The organism is Leclercia adecarboxylata (assembly GCF_023639785.1).
Taxonomy (GTDB): Bacteria; Pseudomonadota; Gammaproteobacteria; order Enterobacterales; family Enterobacteriaceae; genus Enterobacter; species Enterobacter adecarboxylatus_D.
Map to the genome: position 1 here is coordinate 1,112,302 of NZ_CP098325.1, position 19,017 is coordinate 1,131,318.

A 19,017-nucleotide genomic window follows, 5' to 3' on the forward strand; every position below is an offset into this window, starting at 1 on the left:
GTGGTATGAGGACGATTAAAGGCCCGGGTATTTTTCTGTCGCAGTTTATCGGCGGGCAGCCGCCGTTCAACACCCTCGACGGACTGGCAGGCTGGGCGGCGGAAAAGGGCTATAAGGCGCTGCAAATTCCCTGTAACCATAAAGCGATTTTTGACGTGGAGCAGGCGGCAGAGAGCCAGACCTACTGCGACGAAATCAGCGGCAGGCTGGCGGAGAAGGGGCTGGTCATCAGCGAGCTCTCCACCCATCTGGAGGGGCAGCTGATCGCCGTCAATCCGGCCTACGACGAGGCGTTTGATAACTTCGCTCCCCAGGCGGTGCGCGGCAACGCCGCCGCCCGCCAGGCATGGGCCACCGGTATCGTCAAAAAGGCGGCGGTGGCCTCGGCCCGGCTTGGGCTCACCGCCCACGCCACCTTCTCCGGATCGCTGGCCTGGCCGTTTATGTACCCCTGGCCGCCCCATAACGAGGCGCGTTTCGAGGAGGCGTTCAGCGAACTGGCCCGCCGCTGGCGGCCGATTCTGGATGCCTTCGACGAGCAGGGGGTTAACGTCTGCTATGAGATCCACCCCGGGGAAGACCTGCACGACGGCGTCACCTTCGAGCGTTTCCTTGCACTGCTGGACAACCATCCGCGCTGTAACATGCTTTACGATCCGAGCCACCTGCTGTTACAGCAGATCGACTATCTGAGCTATATCGATCACTACCACACCCGCATCAAGGCGTTTCACGTGAAGGACGCCGAGTACCGCCCCAACGGGCGCAGCGGAGTGTATGGCGGGTATCAGAGCTGGATCAACCGCGCCGGACGCTTCCGTTCACCGGGCGACGGGCAGATCGACTTTAAGGGCATCTTCAGCAAGCTGACCCAGTACGACTACGACGGCTGGGCCGTGCTGGAGTGGGAGTGCTGTCTGAAGGATGGCGACACCGGGGCGCGGGAAGGGCGCGAGTTCATCTCCCGCCACATTATTCCGGTCTCCGATCGGGCGTTTGACGATTTCGCCGCAGGAGAACTTCATGATTAACGTCGGCATTATCGGCAGCGGCTTTATCGGCCCGGCACACATTGAAGCCCTGCGTCGTCTCGGCTTTGTCCAGGTAGTCGCCCTGTGCGACGGCTCGCCCGAACAGGCGCAAGAGAAGGCCCGGGCGCTGAACATTCCTCACGCCTACGGCAGCGTGGATGAACTGCTGGCGCACCCGGATCTGCACGTGGTGCATAACTGCACCCCCAACCATCTGCATGCCGGGATCAACCGCCAGATCCTGCGTGCCGGGAAGCATGTCTTCTCTGAAAAGCCGCTCTGCATGACCCCAGACGAGGCGCGGGAGCTGGTGGCGCTGGCGGAGCAGGCAGGCGTAGTACACGGCGTAAGCTTTGTTTATCGCCAGTTTGCAATGGTGCGCCAGGCGGCGAGCATGGTGGCAGCGGGCAGCCTCGGACGGCTGTTCGCCGCCCATGGCAGCTACCTGCAGGACTGGATGCTGCTGGAGACCGACTACAACTGGCGGGTCGACGCCGCACTCGGCGGGGCTTCCCGGGCGGTGGCCGATATCGGCTCCCACTGGTGCGACACTATCCAGTTTGTGACCGGGCGGCGCATCGTCGAGGTGATGGCCGATCTCTCCATCGTCTGGCCGACCCGCAAGGCCAACGTGGCCGGGAACCAGACCTTCAGCCAGGCGGGCGATGCGCTGTATGAAGACAAGCCTGTCACCACCGAGGATTTCGGCTCGGTGCTGTTCCGCTTTGAGGATGGCAGCAAAGGCAGCTTTAACGTCTCGCAGGTGAGCGCCGGACGAAAAAACCGCCTCAGCCTCGAGGTGAACGGCAGCGGATGTTCCCTGGCCTGGGATCAGGAGGTGCCGCAGCAGCTGTGGGTGGGCCATCGCGCCCAGGCCAATCAGACGCTGACGGACGATCCGGGCCTGATGAACCGGGATGTGGCGAACAGCGCCCACTTCCCCGGCGGGCACATCGAAGGCTGGCCTGACGCCTTTAAAAACATGATGGCGCAGTTTTATCAGGCGGTGCAGGCGGGCAGGATGCCGGAGAAGCCGGTGTTTGCCACCTTCCATGACGGGGCGAACGTGATGTACATCATTGATGCGATAGTCAAAAGCCATCAGCAGCAGCGCTGGGTCGCCGTGGCGCAGTAGCACCTTGCCCGGTGCGCCGGGCAACGCATTTATGGTAGCCTGCTGCTAACGCAAACTGCAGGATCACTCGTCGCTATGTCAATTCAGAAAATCGCCCAACTGGCGGGCGTCTCGGTGGCGACGGTATCGCGCGTACTGAATAACAGCGATACCGTCAAAGCCAAAAACCGCGATCGCGTCTTGCAGGCGATTAAAGAGGCTAACTATCAGCCCAATCTACTGGCCCGTCAGCTGCGAACGTCGCGCAGCTATATGATTCTGGTGATGGTCTCCAACATTGCCAACCCGTTCTGCGCCGAGGTGGTGAAGGGCATTGAGGAGCAGGCGGAAAAAAACGGCTACCGTATCCTGCTGTGTAACTCCGGCTCCGACATCGAACGCTCCCGCTCCGGGCTGAGCCTGCTCTCCGGCAAAATGGTCGACGGGATTATCACCATGGACGCCTTCTCCCGGCTTACCGAACTGGCGGCGCTGATTGGCGATGCCCCCTGGGTGCAGTGCGCCGAATACGCCGACGCGGGCGGCGTCTCGTGCGTCGGGATTAACGACGTCGATGCGTCCCAGCATGTGGTCAGCCACCTGGCGGACGGCGGGCGCCAGCGGATCGCACTGATTAACCATGACCTGAGCTATAAGTACGCCCGGCTGCGCGAGCGGGGATATAAAAGCGTGCTGCACCTGCGCGACCTGTCGTATCAGGCGGTGGAGTATGCCAGCGATCTCAGCGCCGCAGCAGGTAAAGCGGCGATGAGTAAACTGCTGGCCGCCGAGCCGCGCCCGGATGCGGTGTTTGCCGTCTCCGATACCCTGGCCGCGGGCGCCCTGCGCGCAATTGAGGAGGCGGGGCTGCGCGTGCCCCAGGATATCGCCGTGGCGGGGTTTGACGGCACGGAGCTTTCGGGGATGGTATCGCCGCCGCTCAGCACCATCGAGCAGCCGTCGCGGGATATCGGGCGTAAGGCGGTCGATCTGCTGCTGAATAAAATCGACAACCCCGACGCCCCTACCGAGCGGGTGATGATGAACTGGCGCTTTATTTCCCGCGCCAGCACCTGATTATTTCCCCAGCGCGTCTGCCAGGGAACGAATATCGTTCCCGGTTGGCGACTGGTGAATACGCAGGCCAAATTCATCGATCACCGCAAGTATATGGTCGAAGATATCGGCCTGAATCGCCTCATATTCCGCCCAGATTACCGTGTTGGTAAACGCATATATTTCTATTGGCAGACCGTTCGTGTCCGGGGCTAACTGGCGCACCATCAGGGTCATATCCTTGCGGATATTCGGATGGTTTCGCAGATATTCATTCAGGTAAGCGCGGAAGGTGCCAATATTGGTCATCCTGCGCAGGTTGAGTACCGATTGGCCTTCACCATTCTGCTGATTCCACAGCGCAATTTCCTCATGGCGGGTGGCCATATAAGGTTTGAGCAGCTTCGCCTGAATCAGCTGCTGCTGTTCCTGTTCGTTGAGAAAATGAACGCTGGTGGTGTCGATATTCAGGCTGCGCTTAATCCGTCGACCGCCGGAGGCCGACATCCCGCTCCAGTTGATAAAGGCATCGGACACCAGCGCCCAGGTGGGTATGGTGGTGATGGTATTATCAAAATTGCGCACCTTCACGGTGGTCAGGCCGATATCGGTTACCGTGCCGTTAGCGCCGTATTTCGGCATCTCCAGCCAGTCGCCGAGCTTGAGCATATCGTTCGCCGAGAGCTGTATACCGGCGACCAGCCCCAGAACCGGGTCTTTGAACACCAGCATTAACACAGCCGCCATCGCACCCAGGCCGCTAATCAGAATGGCGGGAGACTGGCCAATCAGCAGGGAGATAATCAGGATCCCGACCAGTATGGCGCTCACCAGCTTAATGCCCTGGAAGATCCCTTTCAGCGGCAATTGCGAGGCGGCGGCCATCTTTTGTGACAGATTGAAAATGACGTCCAGCAGCGAGAAAAAGGTGAGCAGGGCATACACCATCATCCACAGTTTCGCGCAGGTGGTTAACATCACTGCCGCGTCGCTGCCGCTTTGCAGCCACAGTTTCGCCTGGATGTTGACGATTATCCCCTGCAGGGTAAAGGCCAGACGGTAAAATAATTTATTCTGGGTAATGATCTGTAGCCATAAATGGCTACTGGCCCGGGCGCGTTTTTCAAATGCCCGCAAAACCACTTTGTGTAATATAAAATGAATAATGAGTGCAGTCAGAAAGATAAGTCCAAAAATAATCACCAGGCCAGTGGTGTGATTAATTTCAATACCTGTCTCTTCGACCAAGGAAATAAACTCCTGCATAACGTCTCCTGTATTAAAGCAGCCGCCATAATGGCGGCTGAGGCACGGTTATGCAAATTTGTGAGGCTTATTTAGCGGCCTGGCAGGCCTTCACCACCGGCAGGCACAGGCGATGGCGCAGCCGCAGGGTGGCCAGCGCCAGCACGATCATCATCCCCGTTTCCACCACCAGGAAGACGTTGATCGCCTCCGCGTAATCCCCGTGATGGCTGTGCAGGGCGTGGAGCAAAATTGCGCCGAAGATCGCCGGACCCAGGCCCAGCGCCGCCTGCTGTAGGGTGCTGAGGATGGCGCTGGCGGCCCCGGCGTCGTCGGGCTGAATATCACGCATGCCGATACGGTAGAAGCTGTTCACAATCAAAGCCTGACCGTAGCCGACCAGTCCGGTCGCAGGCGCCAGGGTCAGGGCCGTATTGTCCATTCCCCAGAGGCGGAAGGTGGCGATCAGCGCCAGCAGGCCGGTTATCTGGATAGCCAGCCCGGTCAGCAAAATCGTGCTGGTGCTGTAGCGGGCAATCAGGCGTGGGGCGAACCAGGCCGAGACGAAATAGGTCACGCCGAGGGCGATAAAGCTGTTCCCGGACTGCCACGGGGCCATCCCCAGCCCGGTCTGCATGGTGAGCGCCATGCAGAACATAAACCCGGACCAGACGCTGAAAAAGAGCATTGCAATCAGCACCCCGAAACGGATGCTGCCGAGCTGCATCAGGCGCGGCGGGATCAGCGGGTGGGCATCCTCCCGCTCTTTTTTCCGCGCATTCAGCGCCATTAACCAGGCCAGAGGGATGATGGCGATCAACGCCGCCTTCAGCGGCCAGGACCAGTGCCACTGCGGCCCCAGCGCCATCGGGAACAGCAGGCAGCAGAGGATCGCGGCGAGTAACGCGGTGCCCTGCCAGTCAATGCGCGACGGGGTATCGCGACGGGTCTCCGGAACAAAACGGCGGCTCAGGGCCAGCACCAGCAGGCAGATTGGCACGTTGATAAAGAAGGCGTTGCGCCAGCCCAGCCCGGCGATATCCGCCGATACCAGCCAGCCACCGCCCATCTGCCCGACGATAAACGCGATCCCGCCGATGCCGCCAAACAGGCTGATGGCTCTGGCATGGGCGGTGCCTTTCAGGGTGACATGAAGGGTGGCGAGAATTTGCGGCATAATCAGCGCCGCCCCGGCGCCCTGCACAATGCGCGCAGCCAGCAGCTGCTCGATGTTGCCCGCCATCCCGCACAGCAGCGAGGCCAGACCAAAGCTCGCCACGCCCCACATAAACAGACGACGGCGACCGAGGTTATCCCCCAGCTTGCTGCCGAGCGCCAGGCAGACGGCGAAGGCCACGCCATAAAGGGCTACAATCAGCTCCAGCTCGGTGGCGGTGGCATGCAGCGAGTGGGTGATGGCGTCCAGCGCCACGTTGGTGATCGAGGTATCAATCAGCGGCAGCATCTGGCCGGTTAACAGCAATATCAGGCCTGCGCGACCCGGTGAAACAACTGACGTATTCATGGTGACTCCATTGCGTCATTCAGCAGATGGTCGTAGCATCGACGATCTGATAAACGGGTACCAGTTCTTGCTTATACTGGTACTGGCACTACCATGCAGGGGGCAATATGGCGCTAATGTCTGACCCGGTCACCACGCTTCAGGATGACACCCGAAAACAGCTCGGGGCGTTTTTACGCGCCCGACGCGAAAGCCTGGACCCCCAGCGGCTTGGCCTGCCGCGCAGCGGCCGACGGCGCACCCCGGGCCTGCGCCGTGAGGAGGTGGCACTGCTGGCGGATGTCGGCGTGACCTGGTACACCTGGCTGGAGCAGGGCAGGGACGTGAATCCGTCCAGCGCGGTGATGGCTGCCGTGGCAAAGGCGCTGCAGTGTACACCGACCGAATCCCGCCACCTGTTCCTGCTGGCCGGGTTGCCGCCGGGCGAAGCGCCGCAGGGGGCGGTCTGCTGCGAGGGCATCAGCGAAGGCACCCGCCGTCTGCTGGATACCCTGATGCCAAAACCTGCCAGCATCCAGAAACCCAACTTCGATATCGTGGCGTGGAATGACAGCTTTGGCCATCTGATGGGGGTCGATTTCAACACCATCCCGCCGGAAGACCGCAACTGTATCTACCTCTTCCTCACCCATCCCGCCTGGCGCGCTCGCCTGGGCAAACGCGACGACGTGCTGCCGATTTTTGTCTCCTATTTTCGCGCGGCGATGGCCGAGCACCGGGGCGATCCGCAGTGGGAAGCGAAACTGGCGCGCTTCTTTGCCGTATCCGAAGAGTTTAAAGCCCTGTGGCATCAGCGCTACGACGTGCGCGGCGTGGAAAACCAGCTCAAGCTGTTCACCCATCCTGAACTGGGGGATTTTAATCTTCAGCAGATGTACTGGTACTCCGCCCCACGCAACGGCTCGCGACTGCTGGTCTATCTGCCGGTGGACGAGGCGGGGGAGAGGGTGATGGCGTGGCTGGCTGCAAAATAGCGTTCGCCTGGGGATACGATAGGGATGTGCATCCGCATCGTCGGTTGGTCATCGCTAAAACGTAAAGGGCCGCTGAGAGCGGCCCGTTTGCTTTAGCACTCAGTCACAATCGTGCTCAGCGGCAGACGTGATTTCGGCAGCGTGGCGTTAAAATCTTCCACGCTGTGATGCCCAACCGGCACCACCACCAGGCTGGTAAAGCCTTTCTCTTTCAGGCCGAACTCTTCGTCGAGGACAGCGGCGTCAAAGCCTTCAATCGGCACCGCATCCAGGCCCATCGCGCCCACGCCCAGCAGGAAGTTGCCGACGTTCAGGTAAACCTGTTTCGCCATCCACTGGTCGTCATCTTTCAGATCGACACGGTGCAGATCGGCGAAGAAGGTGCGGCCCTTGTGGTTAGCGGCTTTCGCTTCCGGGGTGGCGAAGCGGCCATCGGCCTCTTCCTGATCCACCACGCGGGTCAGCCAGGCGTCGTCCATCGCGGTTTTGGCGCAGAATACCACTACGTGAGAGGCATCCAGCATTTTGCGTTCGTTAAACACAAAGCCACCGGCTGCGGATTTGGCCACGCGGGCTTTACCTTCCTCGGTGCTGGCGACAATAAAGTGCCACGGCTGCGAGTTGGTGCTGGAGGGGCTGTACTGCAGCAACGTTTTAATCTGTTCCGCCTGGTCGGCAGTCAGTTTTTTGCTCGGGTCAAAGGCCTTCGTTGAGTGACGCTTTAAGGCAACAGAGATGATATCCATTACGACTCCTGGTATTAAGTGCAAAAGGGAAAAGGGTACAAGAGGAAAGGGGCAAAGATAAGGGCATTCCGGGCCTTTAAACGCCCGGACGCAGCCGTCGTTGTTCTTTTTTCGGCAGCTTATCCACCACCAGATGCCATGAATCTTTAACCAGGTCGGCCACCAGTTCAGGGGTGATATCGTCCACCCCGTACACTGAGATCCAGTGCTTTTTATTCAGATGATATCCGGGCTCGATCCCCCGGTAGATCTGCTGGTTAAGCAGCGATTTTTGCGGATCGGACTTCAGGCTGACGTGCAGGCGTCCGTGCGCCACGCCCATCAGCATAAAAATTTTGCCGCCCACTTTAAACACGTCGTATTCCGGGCCAAACGGCCAGCAGTGCTCGGTAAAGGGCAGATCCAGCGCCACCTGCTTTGCATGGGCCGCGAGCGTTTTACTGTCCATCGGAATCCTCTTCGGCCAGCGCGCGCCACATGGCCTCAAAACCCAGCGACTTAAATTCACCGGCGCGGGCCGGTTCCCGGGTAGCGAAAGCCATGGTGGTCTCCGCCAGCGACAGGAACAGCGCGTCGCCAAACAGACGAAATGCTTCAGACATAAACACCGGGCGAATCGAGCGACGGCACAGCTCGTGCAGCTCCGGGAACATCTCATGCACCGCCTGTTCGGTTTCCGCGTTGATTTTCTCGCTGACCCCAAGCTGGCGGATAGCGCCGTGGGCTACCGGGTTACGGATCCCCCAGTCAACGTAGCTGTTCCAGATATTGCGGGTATGCTCTTTCGGCTGGGTGAGGGCCCTGTCCATATTCGCCAGCATGGTCTGGCACAGATCCTGTTTAAGGTGCAGATAGAGGGCGTTAAGCAGGTCGTCTTTGGTAGCGAAATAGCGAAACAGGGTGCCTTCTGCCACCCCCGCGCTGCGGGCGATTAACGCGGTAGACGCCGCAATGCCTGACTGGGCAAAAGCGGTAGTTGCCGCGTCCAGCAACGCCAGTTTTTTATCTTCACTTTTCGGACGAGCCACTGCATTTCCTCCAGGTAACGTGCAAAAACCCTGATTGAATCATGCTCTTTAGGGGCCTGCAACGCGGAATGTCAAAGATCTTAAATCGTCTTGACGACTTTCACATCACTTCTATAATGAGTGCTTACTCACTCATAATCAAGTTTTGCCCGCGCAGGCCAGTGGATGGGGCGCGAAATCGGGTCGGGATATGAAAAAGCGTTTTATTGTTAGCCTGGTGGTGGTGATGATTATTGCATCTGCGGCAACCTTGCCGTTCGTACTGAATGCCGGATTCGGCCAGCCGCCGCAGGGCGAGCAGTTGAGTGAGTTTACCGCCTCGCCGCAGTATCGCGACGGCCAGTTCCATAACACCCTGCCGACCCCCGGCTTTACCGGCAACAAGAACATGCTGGCGGCGTGGTGGGATTTTCTGGTAACGAAGCGTGAGAACGCGCGTCCGGCACAGCCGCTGCCGCTGGTGAAGACCGATCTGGCAAAGCTACCCCTGGATCAGGAGACGCTGGTCTGGCTCGGCCACTCCTCGTGGTATCTGCAGCTGGCGGGTAAACGCATTCTGATCGACCCGGTGTTCAGCAGTTACGCTGCGCCGTTCTCCTTCCTCAACAAAGCCTTTGCCGGGGAGTATCCGTGGAGTGCGGAAGAGATGCCCGACATCGATCTGCTGATTATTTCGCACGATCACTACGATCACCTCGACTACGCCACCATCAAAGCGCTGCTGCCAAAAGTGAAACGGGTGGTCACGCCGCTTGGGGTGGGATCGCATCTGCGTTACTGGGGCATGGCGCCATCGATCGTTGAGGAGCGGGACTGGGACCAGTCGGTGCGTATCAGCGATGACCTGACCGTGCATGTCCTGCCGGCGCGCCACTTCTCCGGCCGCGGGCTGAAGCGCAACCAGACCCTGTGGGGCAGCTTTATGTTCGTCACCCCGCAGAGAAAGGTGTTCTACAGCGGTGACTCGGGCTACGGCCCGCACTTTAGCGCCATCGGGGAGCGGTTTGGCAACGTCGATCTGGCGATCATGGAGAACGGTCAGTACGACCAGGACTGGAAGTACATTCACATGCATCCTGCCGAAACGGCGCAGGCGGCTGCGGATCTGAATGCCAGCGCGGTCGTACCGGGCCACTCCGGGCGCTTTGTGCTGGCAAAACACACCTGGAACGACCCGCTGATCAAACTGGCAGAGGCCAGCAAGGATAAAAAATATCGCCTGCTGACCCCGGAGCTCGGGGAGCCGGTCCGGGTGGATGATGCCACGCAACAATTTCGCGCGTGGTGGGAATAATGTTAACTCGAAGAGCAGAGGGGGAGAGCAACGTGACTATTTCCGCTCAGGTTATCGACACTATCGTCGAATGGATTGACGACAACCTTCATCAGCCGTTGCGTATTGATGAGATTGCCCGACATGCGGGCTACTCTAAATGGCACCTGCAGCGGCTGTTTTTGCAGTACAAAGGGGAAAGCCTGGGGCGCTATATTCGAGAACGCAAGCTGAAGCTGGCGGCGCGGGATCTGCGTGAGTCAGATGAAAAGGTGTACGACATCTGCCTGCGCTACGGCTTCGACTCCCAGCAGACCTTTACCCGCGTCTTCACCCGCACCTTCAACCAGCCGCCCGGCGCGTATCGCAAGGATAACCACAGCCGGGCGCACTGAGCGCAACGAACCCGGCATTTTTTTGGCACGGTGCCGCTGCGCTTACCGGGCCTACAATTGGACTGGAAACGTAGGCCGGGTAAGGCGCAGCCGCCACCCGGCATTTTTTGCCAGGCACATTACCAGCGGTAATTCACCGTCGCCGTCATCGTACGACCAATGCCGTAGAAGCACGCCGTATCGCTTGCGCATGAGGCAACGTACTTCGTATCCGCCACGTTGTTGACGTTGAACTGCACGCTGGCCCCTTTCAGGCTCCTGTTCATCTCCCCCAGATCGTAGCTCAGCATAGCGTCATACAGATCGACCGATGGCACTTTGAAGCTGTTCTTCGCGTCGCCGTAGCTGGTGCCGATGTAGCGCATGCCCACGCCTGCGGTCAGGCTTTTCAGCGCGCCGCCGGGTAGGGTGTAGCTGGCGAAAGCCGACGCCATATGCGTCGGAATACGCGCAGGCGTTTTGCCTTCGGTTCCCGCCACCGTTGTGCTCTCGGTTTTCGCATCCGTGTAAGTGTAAGCGCCAATAAGGTTGATGTTGTCCATCAGCGTGGAGTGGATCTCCGCCTCAACGCCCTTCGAGCGCACCTTACCTGCGTTCTCGAACCAGCCTTCGGCGCTGTTGTAGGTCGCCACGTTATCCTGGGTTAAATCGTACAGCGCCAGAGTCATCAGGGTGGTATCGACCGGCTGATACTTCAGGCCGATTTCGGTTTGCTCCCCGGTGGTCGGTTTAAACGGCCCCACGCCCGGCGCCCGGTTGGTTTGCAGGTTCGGTTCAAACGAGGTGCTATAGCTGACGTAGGGCGAGAGACCAAAGTCGAACGCGTACAGCAGACCGGTACGCCAGGTGAGTTTACTGTCATTCTGCTGAGTGAAGCTGTTATCGGTGAAGTCGTTGGTGCGCACTTCGCTCCAGTCATAACGCCCGGAGACCAGCCACTCCCAGTTATGCCAGCTCATCTGGTCCTGCAGATACAGCCCCATCTGATCGAGATTTTGCTGCTCGTCGGTGGCAATCCTGAAGCTGCTTTCGTCCACATTCACCCCGTAAACTGGATTTTGCCAGTCGAGGTCATACTGCGAACCGCTTCCGCGCGCCAGGAGCTGTTTATCTTTGCTGGTTTTATAGTCGAAACCGCCGAGCAGGGTGTGGCTGATGGCACCGGTATTCGCCAGATACTCCAGCTGGTTATCAAGGCCAAATTCATTGGTGGTGCGCTCTTCATGCTGGGCGCGGCGGGTCAACAGAGAACTGTTGGCGGCGCTGGTGGCGTAGACCAGATAACGATACTTCTGCTTGATGGTGGCGTAACGCGCGTTCTGGCGGAAGGTAAGGTTATCAGCGAACTGATGCTCCAGCTCATAGCCGATCATCGTCTGCTCGCGCCAGGATTGGTCGTAGTCCGGATCGCTGACGTTAAAATCGCGCGGGATGTATTTACCGTCGACGCTCTTTACCGTGCCGTACGCGGGCAGGAAGTTGCGGTATCCCGCATCGGGATCTTTCTGGTAGCTGGTCAACAGCGTAAAGCGGGTCTGATCGTTCGGGTACCAGGCGATCGCTGGCGCAATCGCCATGCGCGTCTCTTTATAATCCTCCACCTGATTATGCTGGGTGCGGCCGATACCGTTCACGCGATAGAGCACGCGACCGTCATCGCTGAGCTTGCCACCAAAATCAAACGCCCCCTCCGCGAGATCGTTATTGCCGGTGCGGAACTGAACGTTGTGAATAGATTCAGCAGTAGGGCGCTTGCTGATCATGCTGATCAACCCACCCGGATTGACCTGGCCAAACAGGACCGAGGCCGGGCCACGCACCAGCTCCACCCGCTCCAGCAACCAGGGGTCAATCGTTCCTGTCTGTGACGAGGCGGTGGCACCGAAACTTAAGCCGTCGAGGAATTTCGGCACATAGCTAAAGCCACGCACAAACACTTCATCGTTACGGTTAGAGGATCCGCGGTACTCGGTAAACACGCCCGCCGAGTAGCGTAGCGCCTGCGATACGGACGTTACGTCCTGCATGTTCATCTGATCGCGGGTGATCACCGATACCGACTGCGGTGTCCTCACGATCTCCGCGCTGGTCTTGGTGGAGGAGAGGGTTTTGGTTGCCACAATTCCCGTCACCTGGGCAGTGGGGTCTTCACTCGTTCCCTGCGTTACCGTAATGGTTTCTTCTCTGTTTTCTGCCTGAGCCGCCACGCTAACCGTGGCCAGACTCAGCAGCCATGCCTGCATTATCTTATTATTTTTAAAAATTTTTATTTTACATCCTTGGTTGCTATCGCCATAAAAACACCGGTCAATCGGCTCAGATGATATTGCAAATTATTACCATTTGCATTAGCGTTGGTAACAAATTTCGTCGGGGAATACGCGGTCATGAAGAGAGCATGGAGTGGGTTGTTATTAGGGATCGGGGCACTGCCCGCCGTGGCGGCGACGTGCGAACAGTCCTCCCTGCAGGGAGACGTTCAGGGAAAGTTTGATGCCAGCGGTGAAGTCTGTTTTAGCCTGCCGGAGCTCGGTGAAAACTATGTTTCGGCCACGCTGAACGGTGTAACCGATGCCCGTCTGCTGGACAGCCAGAATCGCCGTCTTCGCACGCTGATCGAGAGCGGGCCTGCCGACGGTGAACACACCCTGCTGTTTGCCCTGCCGGTAAAGCAGAACAGCTCGCTGGTGCTGCATGGCGAAGCAGGCAAGCCCTGGCGTTTTCAGTGGCGGATGAAAGAGACCTCTGCGCTACCGCGTATGCAAATGCTGTCGCCTGAAAGCCCCACGCTACAGGGGCTGGCTAAAACGATTGCTGCCGGTGGGAGTACCGATGCGTTCTGGCAGGCGCAAATTCGGCAGGGAACGCCGATGGTGGAGCCGGTAGACGCGCGCCACAAGCGTGTCACCTTCCTGTGGCGCGGCGCGCGCGGCAACGTCTTTATTCTCGGTTCTCCGGCGGGGGATCACGATCCGCTGTTCCGCCTGGGGAAAAGTGACGTCTGGTTTCGCAGCTACGTCGTGCCCGCCGACACGGTGATGCAGTACAAGCTCGCCCCGGATGTGCCGACAATCGACGGCTCTCCCCGAGAACAGCGACGCGCGATCCTCGTCAGCGCCCAGGCCGATCCGCTAAACCCGAATACCTTTGGTGAACAGAAGACGGATCGCTGGAACCGCTATTCACTGCTCGATCTCACCCCGGCGCGCTATTGTTCCGTTCAGGCTACGGCGAAGCCACTGATACAAGGTTCGCTGAGCCGCCAGAGACTGACCAGCACTATTCTGGGTAATTCCCGCGAAGTGATGATCTACAAACCGCGCAGCGCGCAACCTGCACGCTGGACGTTAATCCTCTTTGACGGGCAGATCTATCAGGACGACTACCACTTCGCCAACGTGCTGGATGGCCTGATTGCCCGCCACCATCTCCCGCCGGTTAACGTGGTGTTTATCGACAGTCTCGATCACGCCAGGCGTAGTAAAGAGCTGCCGCCGAACGCGGATTTTGCCGACTTTATGGCCCATGAACTGCTGCCGTGGTTACGCGGGCAGGGGGTAGCCCTGCAGCGGCAGAAAACCGTGCTGGCGGGGTCAAGCTACGGCGGGATTGCCTCGTCATGGGTGGCGCTGCGCTATCCGCGTCTGTTTGGCAATGTGCTGAGCCTGTCCGGCTCGTACTGGTGGGCGCCAAAAGGAGAGAAGCCGGGCTGGCTGACGCGTCAGTACCAGCAGTCTCCACAGTATCCGGTACGCTTCTGGCTGCAGGCCGGGAAGTTCGAAACCACCGGGCCTGGCGGGGGGATCTATCGCACGACCCTGGATTTTGAACAGGTCTTGCGGCAGAAAGGCTACCGCGTCAGCTTCCATCCGTGGTCCAGCGGCCACGACTACGCGGCCTGGTGTGAAGCCCTGGTCCACGGCATGCGCGATTTTACCGGCTTACGACGCCCGTGAAAACCAGCGGCGCCAGATGAAACGCAGCACAAAAAATTCAATGGCGCCGAGCACCAAAAACCACAGGCAGAAGAGGAGGGTGTAAAGCTGGTTGAGATCCATCAGATGGAAGGTGCTCATCAGCTTTTGCGCCACCACCAGCCCAAGCGACGGAGCAGGCAACAGCAAAACGGAGAGAAAGGCCATCAGTAAGATGCCGCCTGCCGTTAACAGCGATTCTAACGGGTGCTTCATAATAATGTTAATCATCAGTTAAAAATAACATTGTCACGGATAGGCCTTCGTAAAGCAATATCAACCGTCAGAGGCGCGGATGATAAATAATCCGCCGCTAATTCAATGAATGATGCCTGCCAGGAGATAATTAACGCTATTAATCTCCATTAATGTAAATTACTGTCATCCTCCCGCGAGTAATTTTACAAAGGTATAGGTGCTGATTCCAATTAACGTCGCAATAACAATGGCAACGAAAATATATAACGCCAGACGTCGTCCCCGGTAAATACCAAACATGCTTCCCTCTCGTTTAATATCGGTTTAGAAATAATTTGTAAAAATCGCCCTATTGAAATGAAACGTTATCTGTTTAATGCCGTCGGTAGCAATAATAGTGCGTTAAATTAATTCCCGTGACAACCCATTATTGTCGACTCATTTATAAAAGCAGAAATGGAATTCAGGCTTTTGCTCACCGCAAACTGAAGGAGCTGATATATGACCAAAATGCATCATACCCAGACGCCGCCCACGCCGGGCACCACGCCGAACCTGGCCTACCAGCAGACGGTAGACCAGACGCTCGCCGCCCGGCAGAGCACCGCTGCGGGTTTAAGCCGTGCTGAGGCGCAGGCGCGCCTGCAGCAGCATGGCCCTAATGCCCTGCCGGAGAAAAAAGCCCGTCCGGCCTGGTTGCGTTTTCTGGCCCATTTTAATGATGTCTTAATTTATGTCCTGCTGGCCGCTGCGGTGTTAACCGCAATTATGGGTCACTGGGTCGATACCCTGGTTATTCTGGGCGTGGCGGTCATTAATGCCTTAATTGGTCATATTCAGGAAAGTAACGCCGAAAAATCACTGAGCAGTATCCGGAATATGCTCGCCAGCGATGCGCGGGTTATTCGTGACGGAAATCATGAAACAATACCCACAACTGAAATAGTCCCCGGGGATATTATTGTCCTGCGCGCCGGAGATCGTATTCCGGCAGATATGCGCTTAATTGAGGCGCATAATTTACGCGTGGAAGAGGCAATTCTGACCGGCGAATCCACGGTCGTGGATAAACACACCCAGCCGCTGAACGGGGAATTACCGCTCGGCGATCGCACCAATCTGGTTTTCTCCGGTACGACGGTGAGCGCAGGCGGTGGCGTCGGGGTGGTGATTGCCACTGGCCAGGAGACCGAACTGGGCCACATTAACCAGATGATGGCCGAGATCGAAAAACACCGCACGCCGCTGCTGGTGCAGATGGACAAGCTCGGCAAGGCCATCTTCGGGATCATCATGGCGATGATGGCCGCGCTGTTCGTCTTTAGCCTTTTGCTGCGCGACATGCCCATCGGCGAACTGCTGCTCTCCTTGATCAGCCTGGCGGTGGCGGCGGTGCCGGAAGGGCTGCCTGCCATTATCTCCATCATCCTCTCTCTGGGCGTGCAGGCGATGGCCCGTAAGCGCGCCATCATTCGTAAACTGCCCACCGTCGAAACCCTGGGGGCGATGACCGTGGTGTGCTCGGATAAAACCGGCACCCTGACCATGAACGAGATGACCGTTAAGGCGATCATCACCGCCGACAGCTGCTACCGCGTGGAGGGCGACAGCTACGCCCCGGAAGGCAACATCTGTCTGGAGGGCAGCGACGAGCCGGTGCAGATCCAGCCGGGTACCGTGCTGGAGCAGTATCTGCGCACCGTCGACCTGTGTAACGACAGCCAGATGATTCAGGACGAGCGCGGCCTGTGGGGCATCACCGGCGGGCCAACCGAAGGCGCCCTGAAGGTGCTGGCGGCCAAGGCCCACCTTGCGCCGATCATGACCACGCTTATCAACAAGATCCCGTTCGACTCGCAGTACAAATACATGAGCACTCACTACCAGATTGGCAGTGAGGAGCAGATTTTGATTACCGGCGCGCCGGACGTGATTTTCGCCCTCTGTGCACAGCAGCAGACCCGCAGCGGTGCCGAAGCCTTTAACCGCAGCTACTGGGAAGCCGAGATGGAGCGCTATGCCCGCCAGGGGCTGCGGATGGTGGCGGCAGCCTTCAAACCGGCGAACGGTGAGCAGACGTTAACCCATGACGACCTCAGCCACGGCCTGATCTTCCTCGGCATCGCCGGGATGATGGATCCGCCGCGTCCGGAGGCCATCGACGCCATTCACGCCTGCCAGCAGGCGGGGATCCGCGTGAAGATGATCACCGGGGATCACCCGCAGACGGCGATGAGCATCGGCCAGATGCTGGGGATCGCCAACAGCGCCCAGGCGGTGACCGGCTATCAGCTGGAGCACATGGATGATGCCGAGCTGGCAAAAGCGGCGGTGGAGTATGACATCTTCGCCCGCACCAGCCCGGAGCATAAGCTGCGCCTGGTGAAAGCCCTGCAGGAGAAAGGTGAAATTGTCGGCATGACCGGTGACGGCGTGAACGATGCCCCGGCGCTGCGCCAGGCGGACGTCGGGATCGCGATGGGCATCAAGGGCACCGAAGTGACCAAAGAGGCCGCCGACATGGTGCTGACGGACGACAACTTCGCCACCATCGCCAGCGCGGTGAAAGAGGGGCGTCGCGTCTACGACAACCTGAAGAAGACCATTCTGTTCATCATGCCGACCAACCTCGCGCAGGGTCTGCTGATTGTGATTGCCCTGCTGGCGGGGAACATCATTCCCCTGACGCCGGTGCTGATTTTGTGGATGAACATGGCGACCTCCGCCACGCTCTCCTTCGGTCTGGCGTTTGAAGCCGCCGAGCGCAATATCATGCGTCGCCCACCGCGTCAGACCGGGCAGCACGTGATGGACGCGTATGCCGTCTGGCGCGTGGCCTTCGTCGGCACCCTGATCGCCGTCGCCGCCTTTGCGCTGGAAGCCTGGCTGGCCCCGCGCGGCCACAGCGCCGAGTTTATCCGTACCGTGCTGCTGCAGATGCTGGTCTGCGCCCAGTGGGTCTACATGATTAACTGCCGCAACACCGAGGGCTTCTCCCTGAACCGCGGCCTGCTGGCGAACAAAGGGATCTGGCTGGTGACGGGCGTGCTGCTTCTGCTGCAGCTGGCGATTATCTACCTGCCGTTTATGCAGATGCTGTTCGGCACCGAAGCCCTGCCGCTGCGCTACTGGGGCGTAACCCTGGCGACCGCGGGCGCGATGTTCTTCGTCGTTGAGATCGAGAAACGCCTGACCCGCAGGTTCCGTAAGGCTGCATAACAAAAACTTAAAACCTTACCCCTCACCCTGACCCTCTCCCCAAAGGGGAGAGGGGACCGCCCGGTACTCTCCCTCGCCAACAGGAGAGAGGGGGGCGCCCGGTTTTCTCCCTCGCCCCTTTGGGGAGAGGGCCGGGGTGAGGGGATAAACACCGAGATACTCCCCATGAAATATCCACTCCTGTTCGCGCTCCTCGTCTGTACCCTGAATTCCGCCTTTGCCGCCCCCATTCCCGTGCGCGTTGCCACCGTGGAGCAGACCGCCCACGCGGCAGAGCGTCACATCCCGGGCCGTATCGAAGCCATCCACACCGTCGAACTGCGGGCCCGCACGGAAGGCGTCATCACCCGCACCCACTTTCGTGACGGGCAGTACGTGAAAAAAGGCGATGTGCTGTTTGAGCTGGACGATGCCGAGCCGCGTGCCGCCGTGCGCCTGGCGCAGGCCGAGGTGAAAAGCGCGGAAGCCACGCTGCGTCAGGCGCAGCAGCAGCTTTCACGCTTCGAAAGCCTGGGCAGCAACAACGCCATCAGCCGCCACGACGTGGACAACGCCCGCATGCAGCGCGATGTGGCCAGCGCCGCGCTGGAGCAGGCCCGAGCCCGGCTCGAGGCCCGCAACCTGACCCTGACTTACACCCGCATCATCTCCCCCATCGATGGCCGCGTGGGGCACAGCCCGTTCCACGTGGGTAGCCTGGTGAATCCGGCCAGCGGCGTGCTGGCGGAAGTGGTGCAGCTCGATCCCATCCGCATCGCCTTCGCGCTGGAAGAGGGGGCGTTTGCCACCAGGGCCGGACAGCATGCGGATATCCACGCCATGAAGCAGGCGTGGCAGGCGCTGATCGACAGTAACGGCCAGCGCGTGGCCGGGGAACTGACCTCGGTGGATAACCGCATCGACCCGCGCACCGCCAGCGTGATGCTGCGCGCCGAGTTCGCCAACCCGCGCCATCAGCTGCTGCCCGGCGGTAACCTGAATGTGTATCTGCGTCCGGCAAGCGAGCAGCCGGTGCTGACCCTGCCTGCCGCGGCGGTCCAGCAAAACAGCGACGGCTACTTCGCCTGGGTGGTTAACGCCGAGGGCAAAGCCGAACAACGCCCCCTTCACATTGCCGGGCAGATCGGCCAGCAGTTTCAGATTGCCTCCGGTGTGCAGGCCGGGGAGCGAGCCATCGCTGACGGCGCGCAGCGCGTGCAGCCGGGCGCTGCCGTCCAGATACTGAATTAAGGAGCCATC

At 59.3% G+C, this 19,017-nt stretch carries 16 protein-coding genes; 9 read left to right on the top strand and 7 right to left on the bottom strand.

From position 1 onward, the window contains the following. The first annotated feature begins 5 nt into the window (after window positions 1–5). The 3 genes from NB069_RS05190 (at window position 6) to NB069_RS05200 (ending at window position 3,222) form a co-directional block, all read left to right on the top strand. Entirely contained in the window at window positions 6–1,031 is a 1,026-nt protein-coding gene (locus NB069_RS05190; RefSeq protein WP_250588181.1) for a sugar phosphate isomerase/epimerase family protein, read from the top strand. Continuing rightward, a complete protein-coding gene (locus tag NB069_RS05195) occupies window positions 1,024–2,166 on the top strand; it encodes a Gfo/Idh/MocA family protein (RefSeq protein ID WP_250588183.1) in 1,143 nt (380 codons plus the stop codon). The genes NB069_RS05190 and NB069_RS05195 overlap by 8 nt, the downstream gene beginning before the upstream one ends. A 75-nt stretch (window positions 2,167–2,241) precedes the next feature. Then, window positions 2,242–3,222: a LacI family DNA-binding transcriptional regulator gene (locus tag NB069_RS05200; protein ID WP_250588184.1), complete on the top strand. Its 981-nt coding sequence runs from the start codon at window positions 2,242–2,244 to the stop codon at window positions 3,220–3,222. Here the strand turns inward: NB069_RS05200 and NB069_RS05205 are convergent, their stop codons facing one another. Then, the gene (locus NB069_RS05205; protein ID WP_250588186.1) at window positions 3,223–4,467 is read right to left on the bottom strand and encodes a mechanosensitive ion channel family protein; all 1,245 of its coding nucleotides are present in this window, start codon (window positions 4,465–4,467) and stop codon (window positions 3,223–3,225) included. It lies immediately after the preceding gene. A gap of 67 nt (window positions 4,468–4,534) precedes the next feature. After that, window positions 4,535–5,971: an MFS transporter gene (locus NB069_RS05210; RefSeq protein ID WP_250588188.1), complete on the bottom strand. Its 1,437-nt coding sequence runs from the start codon at window positions 5,969–5,971 to the stop codon at window positions 4,535–4,537. A gap of 107 nt (window positions 5,972–6,078) precedes the next feature. Between NB069_RS05210 and NB069_RS05215 the strand changes: the two genes are divergently transcribed. Beyond that, complete coding sequence (locus NB069_RS05215; protein ID WP_250588193.1) at window positions 6,079–6,945, top strand: helix-turn-helix transcriptional regulator; 867 nt, start codon at window positions 6,079–6,081, stop codon at window positions 6,943–6,945. 92 nt (window positions 6,946–7,037) lie between these two features. Here NB069_RS05215 and nfsB read toward each other — a convergent pair whose 3' ends face one another. The 3 genes from nfsB to NB069_RS05230 form a co-directional block, all read right to left on the bottom strand. Continuing rightward, window positions 7,038–7,691 (bottom strand): oxygen-insensitive NAD(P)H nitroreductase, encoded by a 654-nt coding sequence (gene nfsB / locus NB069_RS05220; protein WP_250588195.1) that lies wholly within the window; start codon window positions 7,689–7,691, stop codon window positions 7,038–7,040. Between the two features lie 76 nt (window positions 7,692–7,767). Next, complete coding sequence (locus NB069_RS05225) at window positions 7,768–8,139, bottom strand: MmcQ/YjbR family DNA-binding protein (protein WP_250588197.1); 372 nt, start codon at window positions 8,137–8,139, stop codon at window positions 7,768–7,770. Further along, window positions 8,129–8,719, bottom strand: coding sequence for a TetR/AcrR family transcriptional regulator (locus tag NB069_RS05230; RefSeq protein ID WP_250588198.1), 591 nt, complete (start codon window positions 8,717–8,719; stop codon window positions 8,129–8,131). Before NB069_RS05230 ends, NB069_RS05225 begins: the two co-directional genes overlap by 11 nt. A gap of 190 nt (window positions 8,720–8,909) precedes the next feature. Between NB069_RS05230 and NB069_RS05235 the strand changes: the two genes are divergently transcribed. After that, window positions 8,910–10,013, top strand: coding sequence for an MBL fold metallo-hydrolase (locus tag NB069_RS05235; RefSeq protein ID WP_250588200.1), 1,104 nt, complete (start codon window positions 8,910–8,912; stop codon window positions 10,011–10,013). Between the two features lie 32 nt (window positions 10,014–10,045). Beyond that, window positions 10,046–10,387: a RamA family antibiotic efflux transcriptional regulator gene (locus NB069_RS05240; RefSeq protein WP_250589453.1), complete on the top strand. Its 342-nt coding sequence runs from the start codon at window positions 10,046–10,048 to the stop codon at window positions 10,385–10,387. 119 nt (window positions 10,388–10,506) lie between these two features. Here the strand turns inward: NB069_RS05240 and NB069_RS05245 are convergent, their stop codons facing one another. Continuing rightward, complete coding sequence (locus tag NB069_RS05245; protein WP_250589454.1) at window positions 10,507–12,651, bottom strand: TonB-dependent siderophore receptor; 2,145 nt, start codon at window positions 12,649–12,651, stop codon at window positions 10,507–10,509. A gap of 123 nt (window positions 12,652–12,774) precedes the next feature. On the opposite strand from NB069_RS05245, the gene NB069_RS05250 reads away from it, so the two are divergent. Beyond that, the gene (locus tag NB069_RS05250) at window positions 12,775–14,343 is read left to right on the top strand and encodes an alpha/beta hydrolase-fold protein (protein ID WP_250588204.1); all 1,569 of its coding nucleotides are present in this window, start codon (window positions 12,775–12,777) and stop codon (window positions 14,341–14,343) included. On the opposite strand, the gene NB069_RS05255 is transcribed toward NB069_RS05250, so the two are convergent. Continuing rightward, window positions 14,329–14,577, bottom strand: coding sequence for a DUF1158 domain-containing protein (locus NB069_RS05255; RefSeq protein ID WP_250588206.1), 249 nt, complete (start codon window positions 14,575–14,577; stop codon window positions 14,329–14,331). The two genes, NB069_RS05250 and NB069_RS05255, sit on opposite strands and share 15 nt — an antisense overlap. Window positions 14,578–15,069: 492 nt before the next feature. Here NB069_RS05255 and NB069_RS05260 point away from each other — a divergent pair, with 492 nt between their 5' ends. Together NB069_RS05260 and NB069_RS05265 are read left to right on the top strand one after the other, a co-directional pair. Further along, window positions 15,070–17,778 carry a cation-transporting P-type ATPase gene (locus tag NB069_RS05260; RefSeq protein ID WP_434543619.1) on the top strand — a complete coding sequence of 903 codons (2,709 nt, stop codon included), beginning with the start codon at window positions 15,070–15,072 and terminating at the stop codon, window positions 17,776–17,778. A 165-nt stretch (window positions 17,779–17,943) separates the two neighbouring features. Beyond that, window positions 17,944–19,008, top strand: coding sequence for an efflux RND transporter periplasmic adaptor subunit (locus NB069_RS05265; protein ID WP_250588210.1), 1,065 nt, complete (start codon window positions 17,944–17,946; stop codon window positions 19,006–19,008). Window positions 19,009–19,017: the final 9 nt, after the last annotated feature.